Raw genomic sequence first — 18,604 nt, forward strand, 5'->3', positions numbered from 1 at the left:
CGGACCCCGGTCCGGGACACCGCCGTATGTCATCGCGCGCCGCCCGGGGACGGCTCACCGCCGCGCCGTGACCGTGCCCTCCACCGCGAACAACTGCTCCTCCACATGGTCGAGAGCAAGGCGCAGCGCGCCCGTCGCCACGGCCGCCTCGCCCAGCAGCGACAGGGTGACCTTCGGCGGCCGCAGACAGTAGCGGGCCAACTCGCGCCGCAGCGGCTCCAGTACGCCGTCCAGGCCGGCCGCCCAGCCGCCGACCACGACGAGTTCCGGGTCGAGGGCCAGGACGAGCGCCGCCACGTCGTGGACGAGCCGCTGGATGAACCGGTCCACGGCCGCGCGGGCCCGCTGGTCGCCCTCCCGGGCCTGCGCGAAGACCGCGGCGACCGCCTGCTCGTCGAGCGGGTGCAAAGGCTCGTCCGTGGTGGACAGCAGTGTCTCGGGGGTGACCTCGCGGCCGAGCAGATGCAACGCGCCGATCTCCCCGGCCGCCCCGCCGTACCCCCGGTGCAACCGCCCGCCGATCAGCGAACCGGCCCCCGGACTCAGCCCGGCCAGCACGAACACCACGTCGTCGGACTCGGTGGCGGAGCCCTTCCAGTGCTCGGCGACCGCGGCCGCGTTGGCGTCGTTCTCCACCAGCACCGGGCACTTGAAGGAACGGCTCAGCCGCTCGCCGAGACGCAGCCCCGTCCACTCGGGCAGCGCCGCGCACAGCCGTATGGTCCCGTCCGCCTCCACGATGCCCGGCGAGGCGACCCCCACGGCCCACAGCGAGTCGCGCGCGACCCCGGCCCGGCGCAGCAGTTCGGCGACCGCAGTGCGCAGCCGCTCCAGACGTTCGTCGGCCGAGGCCGTCTCGTCGACGTCCTTGGCCACCGCGCCGAGCACCCGGCCGTCGAGGTCGGACAGGAGCGCGGCGACCCGGTGGGGCCCGATGTCCAGGCCCAGCAGGTGCCCGGCCTCGGCCCGGAACCGGAACCGCCGCGCGGGCCGTCCCTGCCGCCGGGCGACGCTCTCGTCCGCCGCCTTCTCGACCACCAGGCCGCTCTCGATGAGCCCCTCGACGACCCCCTCGACCGTCGGCCGGGACAGGCCCGTCACCCGGGTGATCTCGGTCAGCGTCGCGCAGTCCGTGGCGCGCAGCGCGTGCAGTACCACCGCGGAATTGATTCTTCGCAGGAGTGAGGGATCCCCGCCGGTCAGTCGCCCCAACGTCCGTCCTCCCAGCTCGTGCGCGTGTGGGGCGGATGGTACAGGTCGCTCCGCCGCCCTGCCGCCCCGCCGGCCGATTCGCCGGTCACCCCGGCGCCACGAACCCCGACTCGTACGCCGCGATCACCGCCTGCGTCCGGTCCCGCGCCCCCAGCTTCGCCAGGACGCCGCTGACGTGCGACTTCACGGTCTCCGTGCCGACGATCAACCGTGTGGCGATCTCCGCGTTGGACAGACCGCGCGCCATCAGCCGCAGCACCTCGGCCTCCCGCTCGGTCAGCTGGGCCCGCTCCATCGCGGCCCGGGCGGCACGGTTGCCGCCCTCCTCGCCGTACTGGGCGGCCAGCTGTCGTACCGAGGCGGGGAACAGCAGGGACTCGCCCTCGGCGACCAGCCGCACCGCGTGCACGATCTCGGCCGGCCGGGCCCGCTTCAGCAGAAACCCGTCGGCACCGGCCCGCAGTGCCTCGTACACGTACTCGTCGTTCTCGAACGTCGTCACCACGAGGATCTTCGGCGGCTTGTCGACCGTCCGCAGTACCGCGCGCGTGGCCTCGATACCGTCCAGCAGCGGCATCCGTACGTCCATGGCGACCACGTCGGGCCGCAGCTGCCGTACCAGGGGGATCACCGCCGCCCCGTCGGCCGCCTCGCCGACGACCTCGATGTCGGGCTGCGCCTCGAGCACCGCCCGCAGACCGGCGCGTACGAGGGGTTCGTCGTCGACGAGGAGAACGGTGACCGGCATCCCGTCAGCGTAGATCAGCGGAGCGGCAACTCGGCATGCACCTGCCAGTCACCCCGGTCGGGCCCGGTGCGCGCGCGGCCGCCGAGCAGGGCCGCCCGTTCGCGTATCCCGCGCAGCCCGCTGCCCCGTCCGGGGCCGGGTATGTCGGCCGTCAGCGGATTGCGGACCTCCAGGGCGAGTGCCTCGCCCGTGACCTCGATACGGATCCGGACCGGGACGGCTCCCGCGTGCCGCAGCACATTGGTCAGCGACTCCTGGAGGATCCGGTAGCCCTCCCGGGAGACCGGCCCGGGCACGGTGTCCACCGGCCCGGTCAGTTCGGCCTCCACCTTGGCGCCGGACGCGCGCGCGGACTCCAGGAGCCGGTCGGCGTCCGTCAGCGTGGGCCGGCCGCTCACCGGCCGGTCGGACTCGCGCAGGATGCCGAGGACACGCTCCAGGTCCTCCAGCGCGGCCCGGCCGGTCTCCTCGATGGCGTCCAGGGCACGGTCCGTGAAGGCCGGATCGCCGGCCGCCCGCGCGGCGCCCGCCTGGACGACGGCGACGGTCAGGGCGTGCCCGATGGAGTCGTGCAGCTCGCGCGCGATGCGGGTGCGCTCCAGGAGCTGCTCGGTGCGCTCCTCCATGGCGGCCAGGCGCTCGGCCGGGGAGGGACCGAGGAGCCGGAGCGCGAGCGCGGTGATCAGACGGCCCGAACCGACCACGGTCGCCGCCAGCGCGGCCAGCGACAGGGGCGCGAGCAGGACGTGCCACCACCGGTGGCCGTCGAGGAGGATCAGGACGCCCTCGTCGACGTCACGTCCTAAGGCCGACGCCACCAGGTCCACCGAGCTGATGAGCAGTTGCATGCTCAACATCGCCGTCGCGTAGCCGAGCAGCAGCCGCGCCTCCAGCCACAGGACCAGCCGTCCCCGGTCGCTCCAGGACGCCGACGGCGCGACGACGATGTCGCTGCTCTCGCTGTTGTGCCGGTGCCCTGTCAGCAGCAGCCTCGCCTGCAGCCCCTCCACGGTGCGCATCGCGGGCACCAGAGCCGCGGGCGCGAGCGTCACGGCCGCCACCAGCCAGGTCCACCACGCTTCCTCGACGAACATCCACATGGCCGGCCACACGACGGCGATGAACAGATGCAGCCATCGTGTGTACGTCACCGCCCGACGGAACGGGCGCAGCAAGCGGACCATGTGGTCATCGTGCCAGCCGCCACCGACAACGAGCCTCCCCCGCACGGGGGAGACGATCTCCCCACGCGGGGGAGGCCCCGCCCCCGCGGCACCGGTCAGGCTGCTGCCATGACCAGCATCGAAGTCCAAGCCCTCACCAAGGAGTTCGGCACCCGACGAGCCGTGGACGACGTCACCTTCCGTGTCCTGCCCGGCCGTGTCACCGGCTTCCTCGGGCCCAACGGCGCCGGAAAGTCCACCACCATGCGACTCGTCCTCGGCCTCGACCGCCCGACCTCCGGGACGGCCACCATCGGCGGCCGCGCCTACGTCACACTCGACGAACCCCTGCGCCATGTGGGCGCCCTGCTCGACGCCCAGGCCGCGCACGGCTCCCGCTGCGGCCGCGACCACCTGCGCACGCTGGCGGCGAGCAACCGCATCCCCGACCGCCGGGTCGAGGAGGTGCTGGAGCGGACGGGGCTGGCCTCGGTCGCGAGGCGCCGGGTGAAGACGTACTCCCTGGGCATGCGGCAGCGGCTCGGCATCGCGGCCGCTCTGCTCGGCGACCCCGGCGTGGTCATGCTCGACGAGCCCTCGAACGGCCTCGACCCCGAAGGCATCATCTGGATCCGCGAGTTGCTGCGCCGGCTGGCCGGAGAGGGCCGCACGGTGCTGGTCTCCAGCCACCTGATGAACGAGACCGCGTCCTTCGCCGACCACCTCGTCGTCCTGGGCCGGGGGCGCCTGCTCGCCGACACACCGATGCGGGAATTCATCCACGCACGCGTGCGGCCCGGCGTCCGCATCCGCACGACGGACCCCACCGCCCTCAAGAGCGCCCTCGCCCGGCACGGTCACGACGCCGTGGAGCACGAGGACGGGCACTGGACCGTGCAGCACGCGCGCGTGGACGAGATCGGCGCCCTCGTCTCCGCCGCGCGCGTGCCGCTCCTCGAACTGGCCACACAGGAAGCCACTCTGGAACAGGCCTACCTGGATCTGACCGCGACCGAGACCGAGTTCACCGCACAGCCGCAGGAGGCCTGACATGTCGTCCCCACCCACCCCCCGCTCCTTCGCCCCGGTCCTCCGCTCCGAGTGGCTGAAGATCCGTACGCTGCGCTCGCTCCTCGGCGCGCTGCTCGCCCTGTTCGCGGCGACCACCGCCTTCTCCGCGATCGCCGGAGTCTCGAACACTTCGGACCCCGAGTTCGATCCGCTGTTCATGGCGCTGTCCGGGGTCGCCCCGGGCCAGATCGCGGCCATCTCCTTCGGGGCCATGGCGGTGTCGTCGGAGTTCCACGGGGGTGGGCTCCGGCTGTCGCTGGCCGCGGTGCCGCGGCGGGGGCGGTGGTTCGCGGCGAAGCTGCTCGCGATCGGCCTGCCGGCGCTGGCCGTCGGGCTGGTCACCGCGTTCGCGGCGCTCGTCGTGGCACGGGCCGGGCTCGGGGACGCGGCGAGCGGCCTCTCCATGGGAGAGCAGACGCGCGGTGTGGTCGGCTGCGCGGTCTACCTGACACTGATGGCTTTGCTCGCGGCCGGAGTCGCGGCCCTGTTGCGCAGTGGTGTGGGCGCCCTCTCCCTGATCATCCCGTTCGTCCTCGTCGTCTCGTTCGTGATCGGAGACGCGGCCGGGGGCGGTGTCGCCGACTTCCTCCCCGACAGGGCCGGACAGGCCGTTCTGTACGAGACCCCCGACCGGACTCTGGGACCGTGGGCCGGACTCGGCGTCACCGCCCTGTGGACGGCGGCAGCCGTCGCGGCGGGCGCGTGGAGCTTGCGCCGCCGGGATGCCTGACCCCGGGGCGGGTCCGGGGTCAGGATGTCCGCCACCATGACCGGTCCGTGGCCGGGACGCGTGACCTACGGTTGGCCCGTCGCCTGGGATGTCCGACCCCACGACCGGCCTGAGGCCGGGACACGCGGCCGTGGCGTCTGACTCCACGGTGGGTCTGTCGCCGGGATGCCCTAGCCCATGACCGGTCCGTGGCCGTGGCGTCTGACTCCCCGGCGGTTCGTGGCCGGGGTGCGACCTCACGGCCGGTCGGTCCCCGGGGACGCCAGAGCCTCGCGACCGGTCCGTCGTCGGAACGTGCGGTCCCGGCGGGGCCGTGGCCGCGATGCCCGACCCCGCGACCGGCCTGTCGCCGGGACGCCCGGCCCCGAGTCACTTGACGCTCCGCCAAATGTCAGTGGTGGCCGGTTTACTGGATCACATGGACAGTGCGAAGTACCTCGCCGCGATCGACTCGCTGTGCGCCCGCGACCTGACCGCGGCGGACGGCGAGCCGGTGCCCTACGGGGCGGGACCCGGTTACCGCATCGAGTCGTTAGAGGTGAGCCACGGGACACGGACCGGTGACGCGGCGCGCCGCATGGCGACCGTGGCGGACTTCTACGCCCTGAAGAGCTCCATAGCGCAGCAGTTGGACGACCGCTGGGGCAGGCAGCAGCCGCTCTGGGGCATGGGCACGCTCCGGGTGCACAGCGAGCGGGGCGAGGAGATACCCGAACCCTGGGCCACGACGAGCTCCGTGGCGGACGACCTGGAGCTGTGGCAACCCCCGGGCTCGGACCGCTGGATCGCCCTCGGCGTGGGCTACCGGGACACCACCGACGAGGTCCACGTCCTGGCCGTGGCCTCGGACATCGACCCGGTCTGACCCGCTAGCCGTCCCCCGCCGTCACCCGCAGCCGGGCGAACTCCTCCGCCATCGTCGCCGCCGACCAGTGTGCGTTGAGGCCACTCGGATTCGGCAGCACCCACACGCGCGTCTCCCCGATCGTCCGCTCCTGCGGCCCGACCTTCGCCTTCCTGTCGTCGAAGGCCGCGCGATAGGCGGTGACCCCCACCACGGCCAGCCAGCGGGGCCTGAGCCGCGCCACCTTCTCGGCCAGCAGCCGCCCGCCCTCGCGGTACTCCTCGGCGCTCAGCTCGTCCGCCCGCGCGGACGCCCGGGCCACGACATTGGTGATCCCGAGCCCGTACGACAGCAACTCCCGCTGCTCCGACGGCTTCAGGAGCCTCGGGGTGAACCCGGACAGGTGGAGCACCGGCCAGAACCGGTTGCCGGGCCGGGCGAAGTGATCCCCCGTCGCGGCCGTCATCAGACCGGGGTTGATGCCGCAGAACAGCACACGCAGACCGTCCGCGACCACGTCCGGTACGACACGGTCGCGGGCGGCCTCCAACTCCTCGGGGGTGAAGCGCGTCATCGCGTGAGGAGCGTCAGAGGATCGCCCCGGGCGTGTAACCCGCGGCGGCCGGATGCTGCTTGACGATCTCCTCGATCCGGCCGACGACGACGGCGACCTGGTCGGCCGCGGCGCCCGTGAAGGACAGCTTGTCGGCCATCAGCGAGTCCAGCCCGGCCCGGTCGAGCGGAATGCGCTCGTCCGCGGCCAGCTTGTCGAGGAGTTCGTTGCGCTCGGCGCCCTGCTCGCGCATCGCGAGGGCGGAGGCGACGGCGTTCTCCTTGATCGCCTCGTGCGCGACCTCACGGCCTACACCCGCGCGCACCGCGCCCATCAGCACCTTGGTGGTGGCGAGGAACGGCAGGTAGCGGTCCAGCTCGCGCGCGACGACGGCCGGGAAGGCGCCGAACTCGTCGAGGACCGTCAGGAAGGTCTCCAGGAGACCGTCGAGAGCGAAGAACGCGTCCGGCAGCGCGACCCGGCGCACCACCGAGCAGGACACATCGCCTTCGTTCCACTGGTCGCCCGCCAGCTCGCCGGTCATCGAGGCGTAGCCGCGCAGGATGACCATCAGGCCGTTGACGCGCTCGCAGGACCGCGTGTTCATCTTGTGCGGCATCGCGGAGGAGCCGACCTGGCCCGGCTTGAACCCCTCGGTCACCAGCTCGTGCCCGGCCATCAGCCGGATCGTCTTCGCCAGCGACGACGGGGCCGCCGCCACCTGCACCAGCGCGGTGACGACCTCGTAGTCCAGGGAGCGCGGGTAGACCTGGCCGACCGAGGTGAACGCCTGCGAGAAGCCCAGGTGACCGGCGATCCGCTGCTCCAGCTCCGCCAGCTTCGAGGCGTCCCCGCCCAGCAGGTCCAGCATGTCCTGCGCGGTACCGACCGGGCCCTTGATGCCGCGCAGCGGGTAGCGGGCGAGAAGCTCCTCGACCCGGCCGTAGGCGACGAGCAGCTCGTCCGCGGCGGTCGCGAAACGCTTGCCGAGCGTGGTGGCCTGCGCGGCCACGTTGTGGGAGCGGCCGGCCATGACCAGCTCGCCGTACTCGCCGGCCAGCTTGCCGAGGCGCGCCAGGACGGCCACGCTGCGGTCCCGGATCAGTTCCAGGGAGAGCCGGATCTGGAGCTGCTCGACGTTCTCCGTGAGGTCCCGGGACGTCATGCCCTTGTGGACCTGCTCGTGCCCGGCGAGGTCGTTGAACTCCTCGATCCGTGCCTTCACGTCGTGCCGCGTGACCTTCTCGCGCTCGGCGATGGAGGCCAGGTCGACGGTGTCCAGGACCCGCTCGTAGTCGGCGAGCGCCTCCTCGGGCACCTCGATCCCGAGGTCCTTCTGGGCCCGCAGCACGGCGAGCCAGAGCTGACGCTCGAGCTTCACCTTCTGCTCGGGCGACCAGAGCGTGGCGAGCTCGGCGGAGGCGTAGCGTCCGGCGAGGACGTTCGGGATGCGGGGCTTGGCGGGAGCGGAAGTCACGTGTACGGATTCTACTGGCGATTCGTGCAGGCCAGCGCCCGGGCCCCGTTCGTCGGAACCTACGAGAGGTCTTCCGCGAGCTCCGCCAGCACATCGGCGTGACACGGTTCGGGCGCGCACCAGCAGGCCAGGGCCCTGCCGCGCAGTCTCGGGAACAGAGCGAGCAGATCCGGTCGTCGCAGTAGATACACCCGGTACTTCGCCATGACCTCGGCCCGCGTGCCGTCCCGGCGGCGCGAGGGGGTGTCGTAGGCGAAGGGGTGGTGCAGCGGGTGCTTCGGCAGGTCCCAGCCGCCCATGGTCCAGCGTCGGCCGACATAGGCGAGGTCGGCGGGCGCGTGTTCGAGGCGGGGGCCGTACTCGTGGATACGGCCCCCTGACGTTGACCACGCGCGTGTGCACGGCGTCCTAGGGCTCGTAGGGCCGCAGGTCGGGCCGCTTCGGCGGCAGGCCGTCGCCCGACGACCGCCCCGTCAGCCGGCGGCCGATCCACGGAAGCAGGTGCTGCCTGGCGAAGCGGGCGTCCGCGACGCGCCGCGCGACCCACCGCGGTGGGACCGTCGCCGGGACCGGTGTACGCCACTCCGTGTCCTCGGGGTCGTAGCCGAGCGTCTGCCACACGGCCTCGGCGACGCGGCGGTGGCCCTCGGCCGTCAGATGCAGCCGGTCCACGTCCCACAGGCGCGGGTCGGAGAGCGAGGGGGCGCCGTACAGGTCGACGACCACCGCGCCGTGCCGTGCGGCGAGCTCGTCGACGACCGTGAACAGCTCCTCCATGCGGGGCCGGAACCGCTCCAGGACCGGGCCCTGGCGGCCGGGGCTGCGCATCAGGACGAGCTGTTTGCAGGCGGGGGACAGCCGCTCCACGGCCTCCGTCAGCAGGTCGCGCACGCGGACCATGTCGCACTTGGGCCGCAGGGTGTCGTTGAGGCCGCCCACCAGCGTGATCACGTCCGCCTGCATCGCTGCCGCCACGTCGACCTGCTCGTCGACGATCTGCTGGATCAGCTTGCCGCGCACGGCGAGGTTGGCGTACCGGAAGCCGGGCGTCACGGCGGCCATCCGGCCGGCGAGGAGGTCGGCCCAGCCCCGGTAGGAGCCGTCCGGCAGCAGGTCCGACATGCCCTCGGTGAAGGAGTCGCCGACCGCGACCAGGCTGGAGTAAGTGGGATTAGTCTGCATGGCGGAAGAAATGGTAACCGCTGCACATACCCGGCGGTCGGTCACCCTGGGGCCCGGAACGGCCGTTCAGGCCCCACCCCGCCCGCACCGCCCCTCACACCTGCTGTCCGAACAGTTCCCGCAGCACGTCCTCCATCGTCACCAGCCCCGCCAGCCGACCGTCCTCGCCGAGCACCGCCGCCAGATGGGTACGGCTGCGCCGCATCGCCGTCAGTACGTCGTCCAGTGGCGTGCTCTCCCGGATCCGCGCGATCGGCCGCATGTCCCGCACCGGGAACGGCAGATCCCGCGGCGAGGCGTCCAGCGCGTCCTTGACGTGGAGGTAGCCGACGATCCGCCGCACCTCGTCCACCACCGGGAACCGTGAGAACCCGGACTCGTTCGACAGCGCCTCCAGCTGTTCCGGTGTGACGCCCACGCGCGCGTAGACGACCCTTTCCAGGGGCAGCACCACGTCCCGCACGGGCCGTCGCCCCAGTTCCAGCGCGTCGTGCAGCCGCTCCCGCGCCCGCTCGTCGATCAGGCCCGCCTCGCCGGAGTCCCGCACGATCCGGGCCAGCTCGGCGTCCGAGAAGGTCGCCGTGACCTCGTCTCTGGTCTCCACGCGCAGCAGCTTCAGCAGGGCGTTCGCGAAGGCGTTGATCGCGAAGATCACCGGACGCAGCCCGCGCGCCAGCGTCACCAGCGGCGGCCCGAGCAGCAGCGCGCTGCGCACCGGCTCCGCGAGGGCGATGTTCTTCGGGACCATCTCGCCCAGAAGCATGTGCAGATAGGTCGCCACGGTCAGCGCGATCACGAAGGACACCGCGTGCCCCGCGCCCTTCGGCACACCCACCGCGTGAAACACCGGCTCCAGCAGATGCGCGATCGCCGGCTCCGCGACCACACCCAGGACCAGCGTGCACAACGTGATCCCGAGCTGCGCGGCCGCCATCAGCGCGGAGACGTGCTCCAGCCCCCACAGCACGCTCTTCGCACGCCGGTCGCCCTGATCGGCGTGGGGCTCGATCTGGCTGCGCCGCACCGAGATCAGCGCGAACTCGGCACCCACGAAGAAGGCGTTGACGACGAGACTCGCCAGACCGATCAGCAACTGGACGACGGTCATGACTCCGTCGCCTCCCCGGGCAGGGGTGCGTGCAGCAGTACCCGCGCGGCCCGGCGGCCCTGCGCGTCCACCACGTCGAGCCGCCAGCCGGCGACCTCCACCGAGTCGCCGACGGACGGAATCCGGCCGAGCTCCGTCGCCAGCAGTCCGGCCAGCGTCTCGTACGGCCCCTCGGGCGCCCGCAGGCCCACGCGCGCGAGCTGGTCCATGCGTGCCGAACCGTCGGCCCGGAAGAGCTCCCTGCCCTCCTCGTCGGTGCCCGCGGGAGCCAGGTCGGACGTCTCGTGAGGATCGTGCTCGTCCCGTACCTCGCCGACGACCTCCTCGACGATGTCCTCCAGCGTGGCCACGCCCGCCGTGCCGCCGTACTCGTCGATGACGACCGCCATCGTGCGCTTGCCGGACAGCCGGTCCAGGAGCCGGTCCACCGTCAGCGACTCGGGCACCAGCAGCGGCTCGCGCAGCAGCTCGGCGACCGAGGTGCGGGCTCGGCGTTCGGCCGGTACCGCCAGGACGTCCTTGATGTGTGCGATGCCGACGACCGAGTCGAGGCCGCCGCGGTAGACGGGGAACCGGGACAGGCCGGTCGCACGCGTCGCGTTCGCCACGTCCTCGCAGGTCGCCTGGACGTCCAGGGCGATCACCTGCACCCTCGGGGTCATCACGTTCTCCGCGGTCAGGTCGGCGAGATTGAGCGTCCGCACGAACAGCTCGGCGGTGTCCGCCTCCAGCGCGCCCGCCCGGGCGGAGTGCCGGGCCAGCGCGGCCAGCTCCTGCGGCCCGCGAGCCGAGGCCAGCTCCTCGGCGGGCTCCAGACCGAAGCGGCGCACCACCCGGTTGGCCATGTTGTTGAGGTGCGTGATGAAGGGGCGGAAGGCCGCGCTGAACCAGCTCTGCGCGGTGCCCACCCGCTTGGCCATGGCCAACGGCGAGGAGATCGCCCAGTTCTTGGGCACCAGCTCGCCGACCACCATCAGGAACACCGTCGACAGCGCGGTGCCCAGCACCAGCGCCAGCGACCGGGAGGTGGACGGCGAGACACCGAGCGACTCCAGCGGCCCCGCGATCAGGGCCGCGATCGACGGTTCGGCGAGCATGCCGACGACCAGGTTGGTGACGGTGATCCCGAGTTGCGCCCCGGACAGCTGGAACGTCAGATGCCGTACGGCCTTCAGGGCGCCGGCCGCGCCCCGCTCGCCGCGCTCCACCGCCCGCTCCAGCTGCCCGCGCTCCACCGTGGTCAGCGAGAACTCCGCCGCCACGAAGGCACCGCAGGCCAGCGAGAGCAGGATCGCCACCAGCAGGAGGAGCACTTCGGTCATCGGGTCACCTCCGTCCCATGATCGGACAGGGTCCCCAGGATCGCCCGTCCTAGCCGGCGAAGGGTTTCACCCACCGCCGCCAGTGTTCCTCGGGCGCATACCCCGCCGCGCGCCACGCGTGCTGTGCAGTTTCGTTGCGGACCAGCACCATCGCGTCCCCGCGCCGCCCGCCGAGCCGCACGAACCGCTCCTCCGCGGCCGTGAGCAGTGCCGCCCCGATGCCCCGCCGCCGGCGCTCCGGGTGCACCGCGAGCCGGTACAGATGACACCGCCAGCCGTCGAAGCCCGCGATCACCGTGCCCACCAGTTCGCCGTCGAGCTCGGCGAGGATCAGCGCCTCGGGGTCCCGGGTGACGAGCCGCTCCACGCCGTCCCGGTCGTCGCTGATGCTCGTCCCCTCGGCGGCCTGCTTCCAGAAGGTCAGGACGATGTCGAGGTCGTCGGGCGTCGCGGCCCGTATCCGCAGGTCGGTCATGCGGCGATCCCACCACGCCCGTCCCGCCCGGGACGCGCAATTCCAGGATCCGGACGGTTACCGGCCGCGCAGCTGCGCCATCACCGGTGCGAACGCCTCCATGGAGGCCTCCAGCACCGTCAGATAGGTGAAGCCGTACCGCTCGCGCTGCGCCAGCACCTGGGCGACGATCTCCTCGACCGTGCCGATCAGCATGATGGGCAGGTCCAGCGCCTGCTTCAGGGTCAGGTCCGGCACCCGGTGCAGGAACGGCGTGGCCACCGCCTCGCGGTCGTCGGTGACCACCACCATCTGGATGAGCAGGTTCAGTTCGGCCGGTTCCTTGCGTCCCGCAGCCAGGTGCAGATAGCGCCCGACGCGCTCGTCGAGCTGCTCGGCGGTGGTCGGGGTCAGCTTGCCGGTCGTGTTCCCCGGCACCAGGGTCGCCCCGGTGAAGGCCGCGATGTCGGCGTGCTCGGCGGACAGTTGCAGCATCCGGTTGCCTATGCCGCCGATCAGCAGGGGCACCCGGGGCCGCTGCACCGGCTGCGGCACATGGTCCTCCGAGGACAACAGCCGCTCCAACTCCTCGACCGTGCACCGGAGATGGTCCACCCGCTCGCCCGCAGAACCGAAGGGCAGCCCTGCCTGGTCGTGCTCGGACTGCACATAGCCGGCGCCCAGGCCGAGTTCGAGGCGGCCGCCGGTGAGGGCGTCCACCGTGGCGACCTCGCGGGCGAGCAGCGTCGGGTTCCAGAAGCCCGCGTTGAGGACGAACGTGCCGAGGCGCGGGCGCTCGGTGACCTGCGCCGCCGCGACCAGCGCGGGGAAGGGCGCGACCTTGCCGAGATGGTCGGGGACCAGGATCACGTCGTAACCGAGTTCCTCGGCCCGCCGGCACTTGGCGCGCCAGTCCTCGTCGGTGGCGGCGGCGGTCAGGTTGACGGCGAAGCGAAACGGGCGGGGCATGAACTCTCCTCAGCGATAAGCGACTTGAGTTGTCTGCCCCGCGATTCCATCACTCGTGCGCGATCGCCGCCAGTACGTTCATGCGCGATGCACGCAAGGCCGGCAGCAGTGCCGCCACGATGCCCACCACCGCCGAGCCGACGACCACCGCGACGATCGTGCCCCAGGGGATCGCCAGCGCGTTCAAGCCCTGAAGCGCCAGCACCTGCTGGGTGCACACCCCCCACACCAGCCCGAGCGCGAGCCCGAGGACCGCGCCGAACACGGCGATCACCACCGACTCCAGCCGGATCATCCGGCGCAGCTGACGCCGGGCGAGCCCGATCGCGCGCAGCAGTCCGATCTCCCGGGTGCGCTCCACGACCGACAGGGCGAGGGTGTTGACCACACCGAGCACGGCGATGACGATCGCGAGCCCGAGCAGCGCGTACACGAGGTAGAGCAGGACGGCGATCTGGTCGTGGACCAGGTCCTTGTAGTCGGCGAGGTCGCGTACCTGGACCTGCGGATACGGGTCGAGTGTCTTCTCCAGCGCCGCGCGCAGACGGTCGGCGTCGGCGCCGGAGGCCGTGTTCACATACAGCGCGGAGTCCTGGCCGCCCGGCGCGAACCGCTCCAGGGTGGACAGGCCGAGGTAGATGCCGCCCTGCGTCCCGAACCCGTCAGCGGAGTCCTGCTCGGTGAGGGCGCCCACGGTCAGTTCGGTCCGGCGCCCGCCCTGGAACTCGACCGGGACCCTGCTGCCGACCTTCACGTCGTGGTCGCGCGCGAAGTCCAAATCCATGGCCAGCTGCCCGGATGCGAGCGCGGCCGCGGTGTCGCCCTGCGCGTAGGTGATGTGGGCGACCTCGTCGAGCTGCGGGTCGTACCCCGCGGCGGTGGTCTCGACGCGCTTGCCGTCCGGCAGTCGTACGGCGATGGGCGCGAACCTCGACCGTACGACGAGCCCGGCACCTTCGGTCCTGCGCACCGCCTCCGTGACCTCCTGCGGGAACGGCAGGAAGTTGCCGTTCTGCACGACGTAGTCGGCGCCCAGCGTCTTGTCGATCTGATCGTCGAAGGACTTGGACATCGAGGCGCTGGCCACGGACATCCCGCCGACCAGGGCGAGTCCCACCATCAGGGCGGCCGCGGTGGCGCCGGTACGGCGGGGATTGCGCAGGGCGTTGCGCTGGCTCATCCGCCCGACCGAGCCGAACAGGGCGGGGAAGGCGCCGCCCAGCACCCGGATCACCGGCCGCACCAGCAGCGGGCCCGCGATCACGGTGGCGAGGAGCGTCAGGACGACGCCGAGGCCCAGCAGAGAGGCCGCGGACGCCGTCTTCGACGCGGTGACACAGCCCACCAGCGCGGCCGCGCCCGCCGCGCCGACGATCCCGCCCACGATCGCCCGCGTGCGCAGCGGCTTTCCGATCCCGGCGATCTCGGCGTCCGCCAGGGCGGCCATGGGGGAGACGCCGGCCGCGCGCCGAGCCGGGAGATAGGCCGCGACGAAGGTGACGCCCACCCCGACGACGTAGGCCGCCACCGGTGTTCCCCAGCCGATGACCATCTCGCTCGTTCGGATGTTCATGCCGAAGGCGTTCATCAGCGAGATGAGCCCGACGGCCAGCCCGATACCCGTGCCGAGCCCGACCGTGGAGCCGACCAGGCCCAGCAGGGTCGCCTCGGTGAGCACCGAGCGCCGGACCTGGCGCCGGTCGGCACCCAGCGCGCGCAACAGGCCCAGCTCACGGGTGCGTTGGGCGATCAGCATCGAGAAGGTGTTGACGATCAGGAAGATACCGACCAGGACGGCGATCCCGGCGAAGCCCAACATGACGTACTTGATGACGTCGAGGAATCCGCCCAGTTGGTCGACGTCCGACTTCGCCTGCTCGTCGGCGGTCCGGTACTCGTAGGTGCCCGTCCCGAGCGCGGCGGCCACGCGCTGCTTGAGCCGGTCGTTGCCGACGCCCTTCGCCGCGTCGACGGAGATGCTGGTGGCGGCCTTCGAGGAACCGAGCAGTTTGGCCTGCGCGGTCGGTGGGTCCAGGTACAGCAGCGTGGCACCCGGGTTGGTGGTGGTGAACGTGACGATGCCGACGATCCGGACCTTGAAGGAGCCCGGCGCCGCGATCACGGTGAGTGGGTCGCCGATGTGCAGGCCCTTGCGGTCGGCGGTCTCCGAGTCGAGCAGCGCCTCGGACGGTCCGTGCGGGGCGTGGCCCGAGGTGAGCTTCACGGGGCTGCGCGAGGTCGGGCTCCAGTCGGTGCCGATGGTGGGGGCGCCGGTGGTCGAGCCCACCGACTCGTTCTCGGAGTCGGCGACGGTGATCCCGTCGTCCTCGGCGTCGAAGCGCGCGGCGGCGACCCCCTCGACCCGGGCCACACGGTCCGCGAGCGCGGCCGGCAGGGTGGCCGTCGTCCCGGACGGGATGGCCTCGCTCAGGTCCTCCTTGGGGCTGACCGTGAGGTCCGGCGCGGTCGAGGCGAAGAGCCGGTCGAAGGTGTGGCTCAGCGTGTCGGAGAAGATCAGGCTGCCCGAGACGAACGCCACGGACAGCACCACGGACAGCGCGGAGAGCACCAGCCGTCCCTTGTGCGCGAGGAAACTGCGGAGCGTCGCCTTCAGCACGGCGTCAGGCCTCCCCGGCCTCGGGTGCGCTTTGGGTCTGACTCCGGATCACGTCGAATCGCTTCATGCGTTCGAGTACGGCCTCCGCGGTGGGCTGCTCCATGCGGTCCACGACCCGCCCGTCCCCGAGGAACAGCACGACGTCCGAGTGGGCCGCGGCGCCCGGGTCGTGGGTGACCATGACGACCGTCTGCCCGAGCTGGTCGACGGCCTCGCGCAGGAACCCGAGGACCTCCAGTCCCGCCCGTGAGTCGAGGTTGCCGGTCGGCTCGTCCGCGAAGATCAGCTCGGGCCGGGAGGCGAGCGCGCGGGCACAGGCGACGCGCTGCTGCTGACCGCCCGAGAGCTGCGACGGCCGGTGCTTCAGCCGGTCTCGCAGCCCCAGGGTGTCGATGACCTGGTCCAGCCACTTCTCGTCGGGCTTCTTGCCCGCGATGTCCATGGGCAGGGTGATGTTCTCCGCCGCGTTCAGCGTCGGGATCAGGTTGAACGACTGGAACATGAAGCCGATCCGGTCCCGGCGCAGCCTGGTCAGCTCGCGGTCCTTCAGCCCCGTGATCTCGGTGTCGCCGAGCCACACCTGACCGGCCGACACGGTGTCGAGCCCCGCCAGGCAGTGCATCAACGTGGACTTCCCCGAGCCCGAGGGCCCCATGACCGCGGTGAAGCGGCCTCGGGCGATGTCCACGTCCACCGAGTCCAGGGCGAGCACGGCCGTCTCGCCCGAGCCGTAGGCCTTGGTCAGACCGCGGGCGCGGGCCGCGATCCCGTCGGCCGGAACGGCACCGGGAGCGTGCTCGGCAGCAGCTGTGGACAAGGCTCTCTCCTCGCTCGTGGACGGTGCTCGCGGACCGGGTGGCCCCCATCCGGCCGAGCGTAATGTGATCCACCCCACACCGGGTATCCCCCGTGCGGTCGAGAAGGTCTCCACCCCAGGTCGGGCCCCCGACACCGATGTAAGGGACACATTCCACCCGGGGGTGGACCCTCTTGCGGGTGCTAGCGTTTCGGCGCTAGCTTCGAACCATGGCGAAGACTCAGTTGAACGTGCGGGTGGACGAGGGCACCGCCCGCGCCGCCCGTGAACGTGCCCTCGCCCGTGGCGTGAGCGTCAACCGCTACATCGAGGAGCTGGTCATGAAGGACACCGGTGAAGCGGGCCAGGCCTTCGTGGAGGCCGCGGCCGACTTCATGAAGCAGTACGAATCCGTCTTCGCGGAGGAGTTCGGCAAGGATCACGAGACTCGTTGAGCGATCTGCACATCGATCTCGCCTGGCTTCTGATGCTCGCCGAGCAGAAGACCCCGGGTGATCCCCAGGTCATCGACTGGGGCGCCCTGGTCGCCGCCGTGGCGCGCCACCAGGCGGAGATATTCGACATCCCCGTCTACGACAGCCCGCATCTGCGGGCCGCCGCGCTGCTGCAACTGCTCATCCACGTTCCGGCGTTGGAGCGCACCAACGCGCTCTTCGCATGTGCGGTCGCGTACGCCTATCTCGTCGCGAGCGGACTCAGGGTGGTCACCTCGCCGGAGCTCGTCCGTGACCTCGCCAAGGTGGCCAAGAAGGGCGACGCCTCCGTGCACGACATCGCACGCGAGCTGCAGAGGTGGACCCTGTGATCAGCGCTCCGCCGCCGGGGGCCGCCAGGCGGTGCCCAGCACGCAGAAGGACGTAGGCAGCGTGGGCCCCTTCTCCGGCATCGACACCCGTCGGTAGGGGCCGAGTTCGAACCCGGCGTCCCGCAGCGCGGCGACCGGGTCGCGGGCCAGGTGACAGCCGCCGTTCAGCGGAGGCCACACCGTGCGGTCCAGGGCGCGCTGGGTGAAGCGCATCGCCGGGCCGCCGCCCCTGCCGTGCTCGAAGAACCGTACGGTCCCGCCGGGCCGCAGCACCCGGCGCACCTCGCCGAGCGCGCGCGGCAGATCACGCACACTGCACAGCACCAGGGAGATCACCACGGCGTCAAAGGCCTCGCTCTTGACGGGCAGCGCCTCCGCGGCGCCGGGCACCACGTCGACCGGCACCTCGCAGCGCAGGGCGGCCTCCACCGCCAGCTGCCTGAGCCGGCGCTCCGGTTCGATCGCCACGACCTCGGAGACCGTGCCGGGATAGTGCGAGAAGTTCAGGCCGTTGCCCGCGCCGATCTCGATCACCCGCCCGGACAGCCCGGTGAGCAGCCGTTCACGCACCCGGGCCATGCCCCACCTGCTCTCGGCGGTGACACTGACCCGGGCGTAGTACCGGGCGAACAGCGGATGGTGGACGGGGTCCCGGGACACCTTGCCGGAACCGGCGGACCGCAGCGCCATGGCAGCCTCCCTCACCGGACAGGACCGACCTCACCGCAATTGTCCCCCGCGGGACCCCGTCGCACCCCTGCGGACGCTCACCGCATGAAGCCGCGCACCTGCCCGTGGCTCAGCGGGGGGTGGTTCAGGGAGCCTCACGCACCCCGAACGCCTCCGCGTCCCACGTCCCGTCCAGGCGCGGGGCCAGCCAACCCGGCGCCGCGGCACGGAAGTGGGCCGGGGCCGGCCTGCCGGCGCCGGCAGGCAGGGCGCCGAGCAGCGGAGCCCCGGACACGTCCGGCAGGTCCGCGAGGTTGCAACGGGAGGCGAGATCGGGGGAGTCGGGCCAACTGCCGATCACCACGCCCGCCAGCTCCAGCTTCCGGCGGCGCAGTTCACGGGCCGTCAGCTCCGTGGTGTTCAGCGTGCCCAGACCCGCCGACGCGACGAGCAGCACCGGCGCCCGCAGCAGCTCCGCCGCGTGGGCCAGGGTCCCGCCCTCGTGGTCGAAGCGGACGAGCAGTCCGCCGGCCCCCTCCACGAGCACCAGGTCGTGCGCGGTGGCCAGTTTGGCGGCGGCCTCGGCGACCTCATGAGGGCGCACCGGCTCCAGACCGGCCCGCCGAGCGGCCGTGGCCGGGGCCAACGGCTCGGGATAGCGGGCGACCTCGGCCTTCGTCACGGCACCCGCGAGCCGCGCCACCTCGTCGGCGTCCCCGGGCTCGTCCGGCCCTACGCCGGTCTGCGCGGCCTTGAGGACGGCGACCGTCCGTCCGGCGGCGAGCGCCGCGGCGGCGACGGCGGCCGTGGCGACGGTCTTGCCGACCTCCGTGCCCGTCCCCGTGATCACCAGTACCGGCATG

19 protein-coding genes and 1 pseudogene are annotated in these 18,604 nt (G+C 72.1%); 5 read left to right on the top strand and 15 right to left on the bottom strand.

What is annotated here, in order from left to right:
* Window positions 1-54 precede the first annotated feature (54 nt).
* From OG841_RS39205 to OG841_RS39215, 3 genes are all read right to left on the bottom strand, one after another.
* The gene (locus OG841_RS39205) at window positions 55-1,212 is read right to left on the bottom strand and encodes an ROK family transcriptional regulator (RefSeq protein WP_266568098.1); all 1,158 of its coding nucleotides are present in this window, start codon (window positions 1,210-1,212) and stop codon (window positions 55-57) included.
* An 85-nt stretch (window positions 1,213-1,297) separates the two neighbouring features.
* Complete coding sequence (locus OG841_RS39210; protein ID WP_328637059.1) at window positions 1,298-1,960, bottom strand: response regulator transcription factor; 663 nt, start codon at window positions 1,958-1,960, stop codon at window positions 1,298-1,300.
* Window positions 1,961-1,974: 14 nt separating this feature from the next.
* A complete protein-coding gene (locus OG841_RS39215) occupies window positions 1,975-3,144 on the bottom strand; it encodes a sensor histidine kinase (RefSeq protein ID WP_371569073.1) in 1,170 nt (389 codons plus the stop codon).
* 108 nt (window positions 3,145-3,252) lie between these two features.
* Between OG841_RS39215 and OG841_RS39220 the strand changes: the two genes are divergently transcribed.
* The 3 genes from OG841_RS39220 to OG841_RS39230 all read left to right on the top strand — a co-directional run bounded on the left by OG841_RS39220 (window position 3,253) and on the right by OG841_RS39230 (window position 5,789).
* Window positions 3,253-4,173, top strand: coding sequence for an ABC transporter ATP-binding protein (locus OG841_RS39220; protein ID WP_365121162.1), 921 nt, complete (start codon window positions 3,253-3,255; stop codon window positions 4,171-4,173).
* Window position 4,174: 1 nt separating this feature from the next.
* Window positions 4,175-4,924: an ABC transporter permease gene (locus OG841_RS39225; RefSeq protein ID WP_365121165.1), complete on the top strand. Its 750-nt coding sequence runs from the start codon at window positions 4,175-4,177 to the stop codon at window positions 4,922-4,924.
* Between the two features lie 418 nt (window positions 4,925-5,342).
* Window positions 5,343-5,789 carry a hypothetical protein gene (locus tag OG841_RS39230; RefSeq protein WP_328637055.1) on the top strand — a complete coding sequence of 149 codons (447 nt, stop codon included), beginning with the start codon at window positions 5,343-5,345 and terminating at the stop codon, window positions 5,787-5,789.
* Between the two features lie 4 nt (window positions 5,790-5,793).
* Here the strand turns inward: OG841_RS39230 and mug are convergent, their stop codons facing one another.
* The 10 genes and pseudogenes from mug to OG841_RS39280 form a co-directional block, all read right to left on the bottom strand.
* Window positions 5,794-6,342 carry a G/U mismatch-specific DNA glycosylase gene (gene mug, locus OG841_RS39235; protein WP_365121168.1) on the bottom strand — a complete coding sequence of 183 codons (549 nt, stop codon included), beginning with the start codon at window positions 6,340-6,342 and terminating at the stop codon, window positions 5,794-5,796.
* 13 nt (window positions 6,343-6,355) lie between these two features.
* The gene (gene purB / locus OG841_RS39240; RefSeq protein WP_328637053.1) at window positions 6,356-7,798 is read right to left on the bottom strand and encodes an adenylosuccinate lyase; all 1,443 of its coding nucleotides are present in this window, start codon (window positions 7,796-7,798) and stop codon (window positions 6,356-6,358) included.
* Between the two features lie 59 nt (window positions 7,799-7,857).
* A pseudogene (locus tag OG841_RS39245) lies at window positions 7,858-8,200 on the bottom strand (DUF4326 domain-containing protein).
* Window positions 8,201-8,206: 6 nt separating this feature from the next.
* A complete protein-coding gene (locus OG841_RS39250) occupies window positions 8,207-8,980 on the bottom strand; it encodes an SGNH/GDSL hydrolase family protein (RefSeq protein WP_371569078.1) in 774 nt (257 codons plus the stop codon).
* Window positions 8,981-9,074: 94 nt separating this feature from the next.
* The gene (locus tag OG841_RS39255; protein WP_328637050.1) at window positions 9,075-10,088 is read right to left on the bottom strand and encodes a hemolysin family protein; all 1,014 of its coding nucleotides are present in this window, start codon (window positions 10,086-10,088) and stop codon (window positions 9,075-9,077) included.
* Window positions 10,085-11,410, bottom strand: coding sequence for a hemolysin family protein (locus OG841_RS39260; RefSeq protein ID WP_371569081.1), 1,326 nt, complete (start codon window positions 11,408-11,410; stop codon window positions 10,085-10,087). The genes OG841_RS39255 and OG841_RS39260 overlap by 4 nt, the downstream gene beginning before the upstream one ends.
* Before the next feature lie 49 nt (window positions 11,411-11,459).
* Window positions 11,460-11,885, bottom strand: a complete 426-nt coding sequence (locus OG841_RS39265) for a GNAT family N-acetyltransferase (protein ID WP_328637048.1) — start codon at window positions 11,883-11,885, stop codon at window positions 11,460-11,462.
* 57 nt (window positions 11,886-11,942) lie between these two features.
* Window positions 11,943-12,833 carry an LLM class F420-dependent oxidoreductase gene (locus tag OG841_RS39270; protein WP_328637047.1) on the bottom strand — a complete coding sequence of 297 codons (891 nt, stop codon included), beginning with the start codon at window positions 12,831-12,833 and terminating at the stop codon, window positions 11,943-11,945.
* A 49-nt stretch (window positions 12,834-12,882) separates the two neighbouring features.
* Window positions 12,883-15,450 carry an ABC transporter permease gene (locus tag OG841_RS39275; protein ID WP_371569084.1) on the bottom strand — a complete coding sequence of 856 codons (2,568 nt, stop codon included), beginning with the start codon at window positions 15,448-15,450 and terminating at the stop codon, window positions 12,883-12,885.
* Between the two features lie 4 nt (window positions 15,451-15,454).
* Complete coding sequence (locus tag OG841_RS39280; protein WP_371569086.1) at window positions 15,455-16,267, bottom strand: ABC transporter ATP-binding protein; 813 nt, start codon at window positions 16,265-16,267, stop codon at window positions 15,455-15,457.
* A gap of 209 nt (window positions 16,268-16,476) precedes the next feature.
* On the opposite strand from OG841_RS39280, the gene OG841_RS39285 reads away from it, so the two are divergent.
* Window positions 16,477-16,701 (top strand): hypothetical protein, encoded by a 225-nt coding sequence (locus OG841_RS39285; protein ID WP_007380443.1) that lies wholly within the window; start codon window positions 16,477-16,479, stop codon window positions 16,699-16,701.
* Window positions 16,698-17,072, top strand: a complete 375-nt coding sequence (locus tag OG841_RS39290; protein ID WP_328637044.1) for a fic family toxin-antitoxin system, toxin component — start codon at window positions 16,698-16,700, stop codon at window positions 17,070-17,072. Before OG841_RS39285 ends, OG841_RS39290 begins: the two co-directional genes overlap by 4 nt.
* Here the strand turns inward: OG841_RS39290 and OG841_RS39295 are convergent, their stop codons facing one another.
* Together OG841_RS39295 and bioD are read right to left on the bottom strand one after the other, a co-directional pair.
* Entirely contained in the window at window positions 17,073-17,762 is a 690-nt protein-coding gene (locus OG841_RS39295; RefSeq protein WP_328637043.1) for a class I SAM-dependent methyltransferase, read from the bottom strand.
* Window positions 17,763-17,886: 124 nt separating this feature from the next.
* Window positions 17,887-18,603 carry a dethiobiotin synthase gene (bioD, locus tag OG841_RS39300; protein WP_328637042.1) on the bottom strand — a complete coding sequence of 239 codons (717 nt, stop codon included), beginning with the start codon at window positions 18,601-18,603 and terminating at the stop codon, window positions 17,887-17,889.
* Between the last annotated feature and the right edge of the window lies 1 nt (window position 18,604).

This window comes from Streptomyces canus, from assembly GCF_041435015.1.
In the GTDB taxonomy this organism is placed as follows: Bacteria; Actinomycetota; Actinomycetes; order Streptomycetales; family Streptomycetaceae; genus Streptomyces; species Streptomyces canus_G.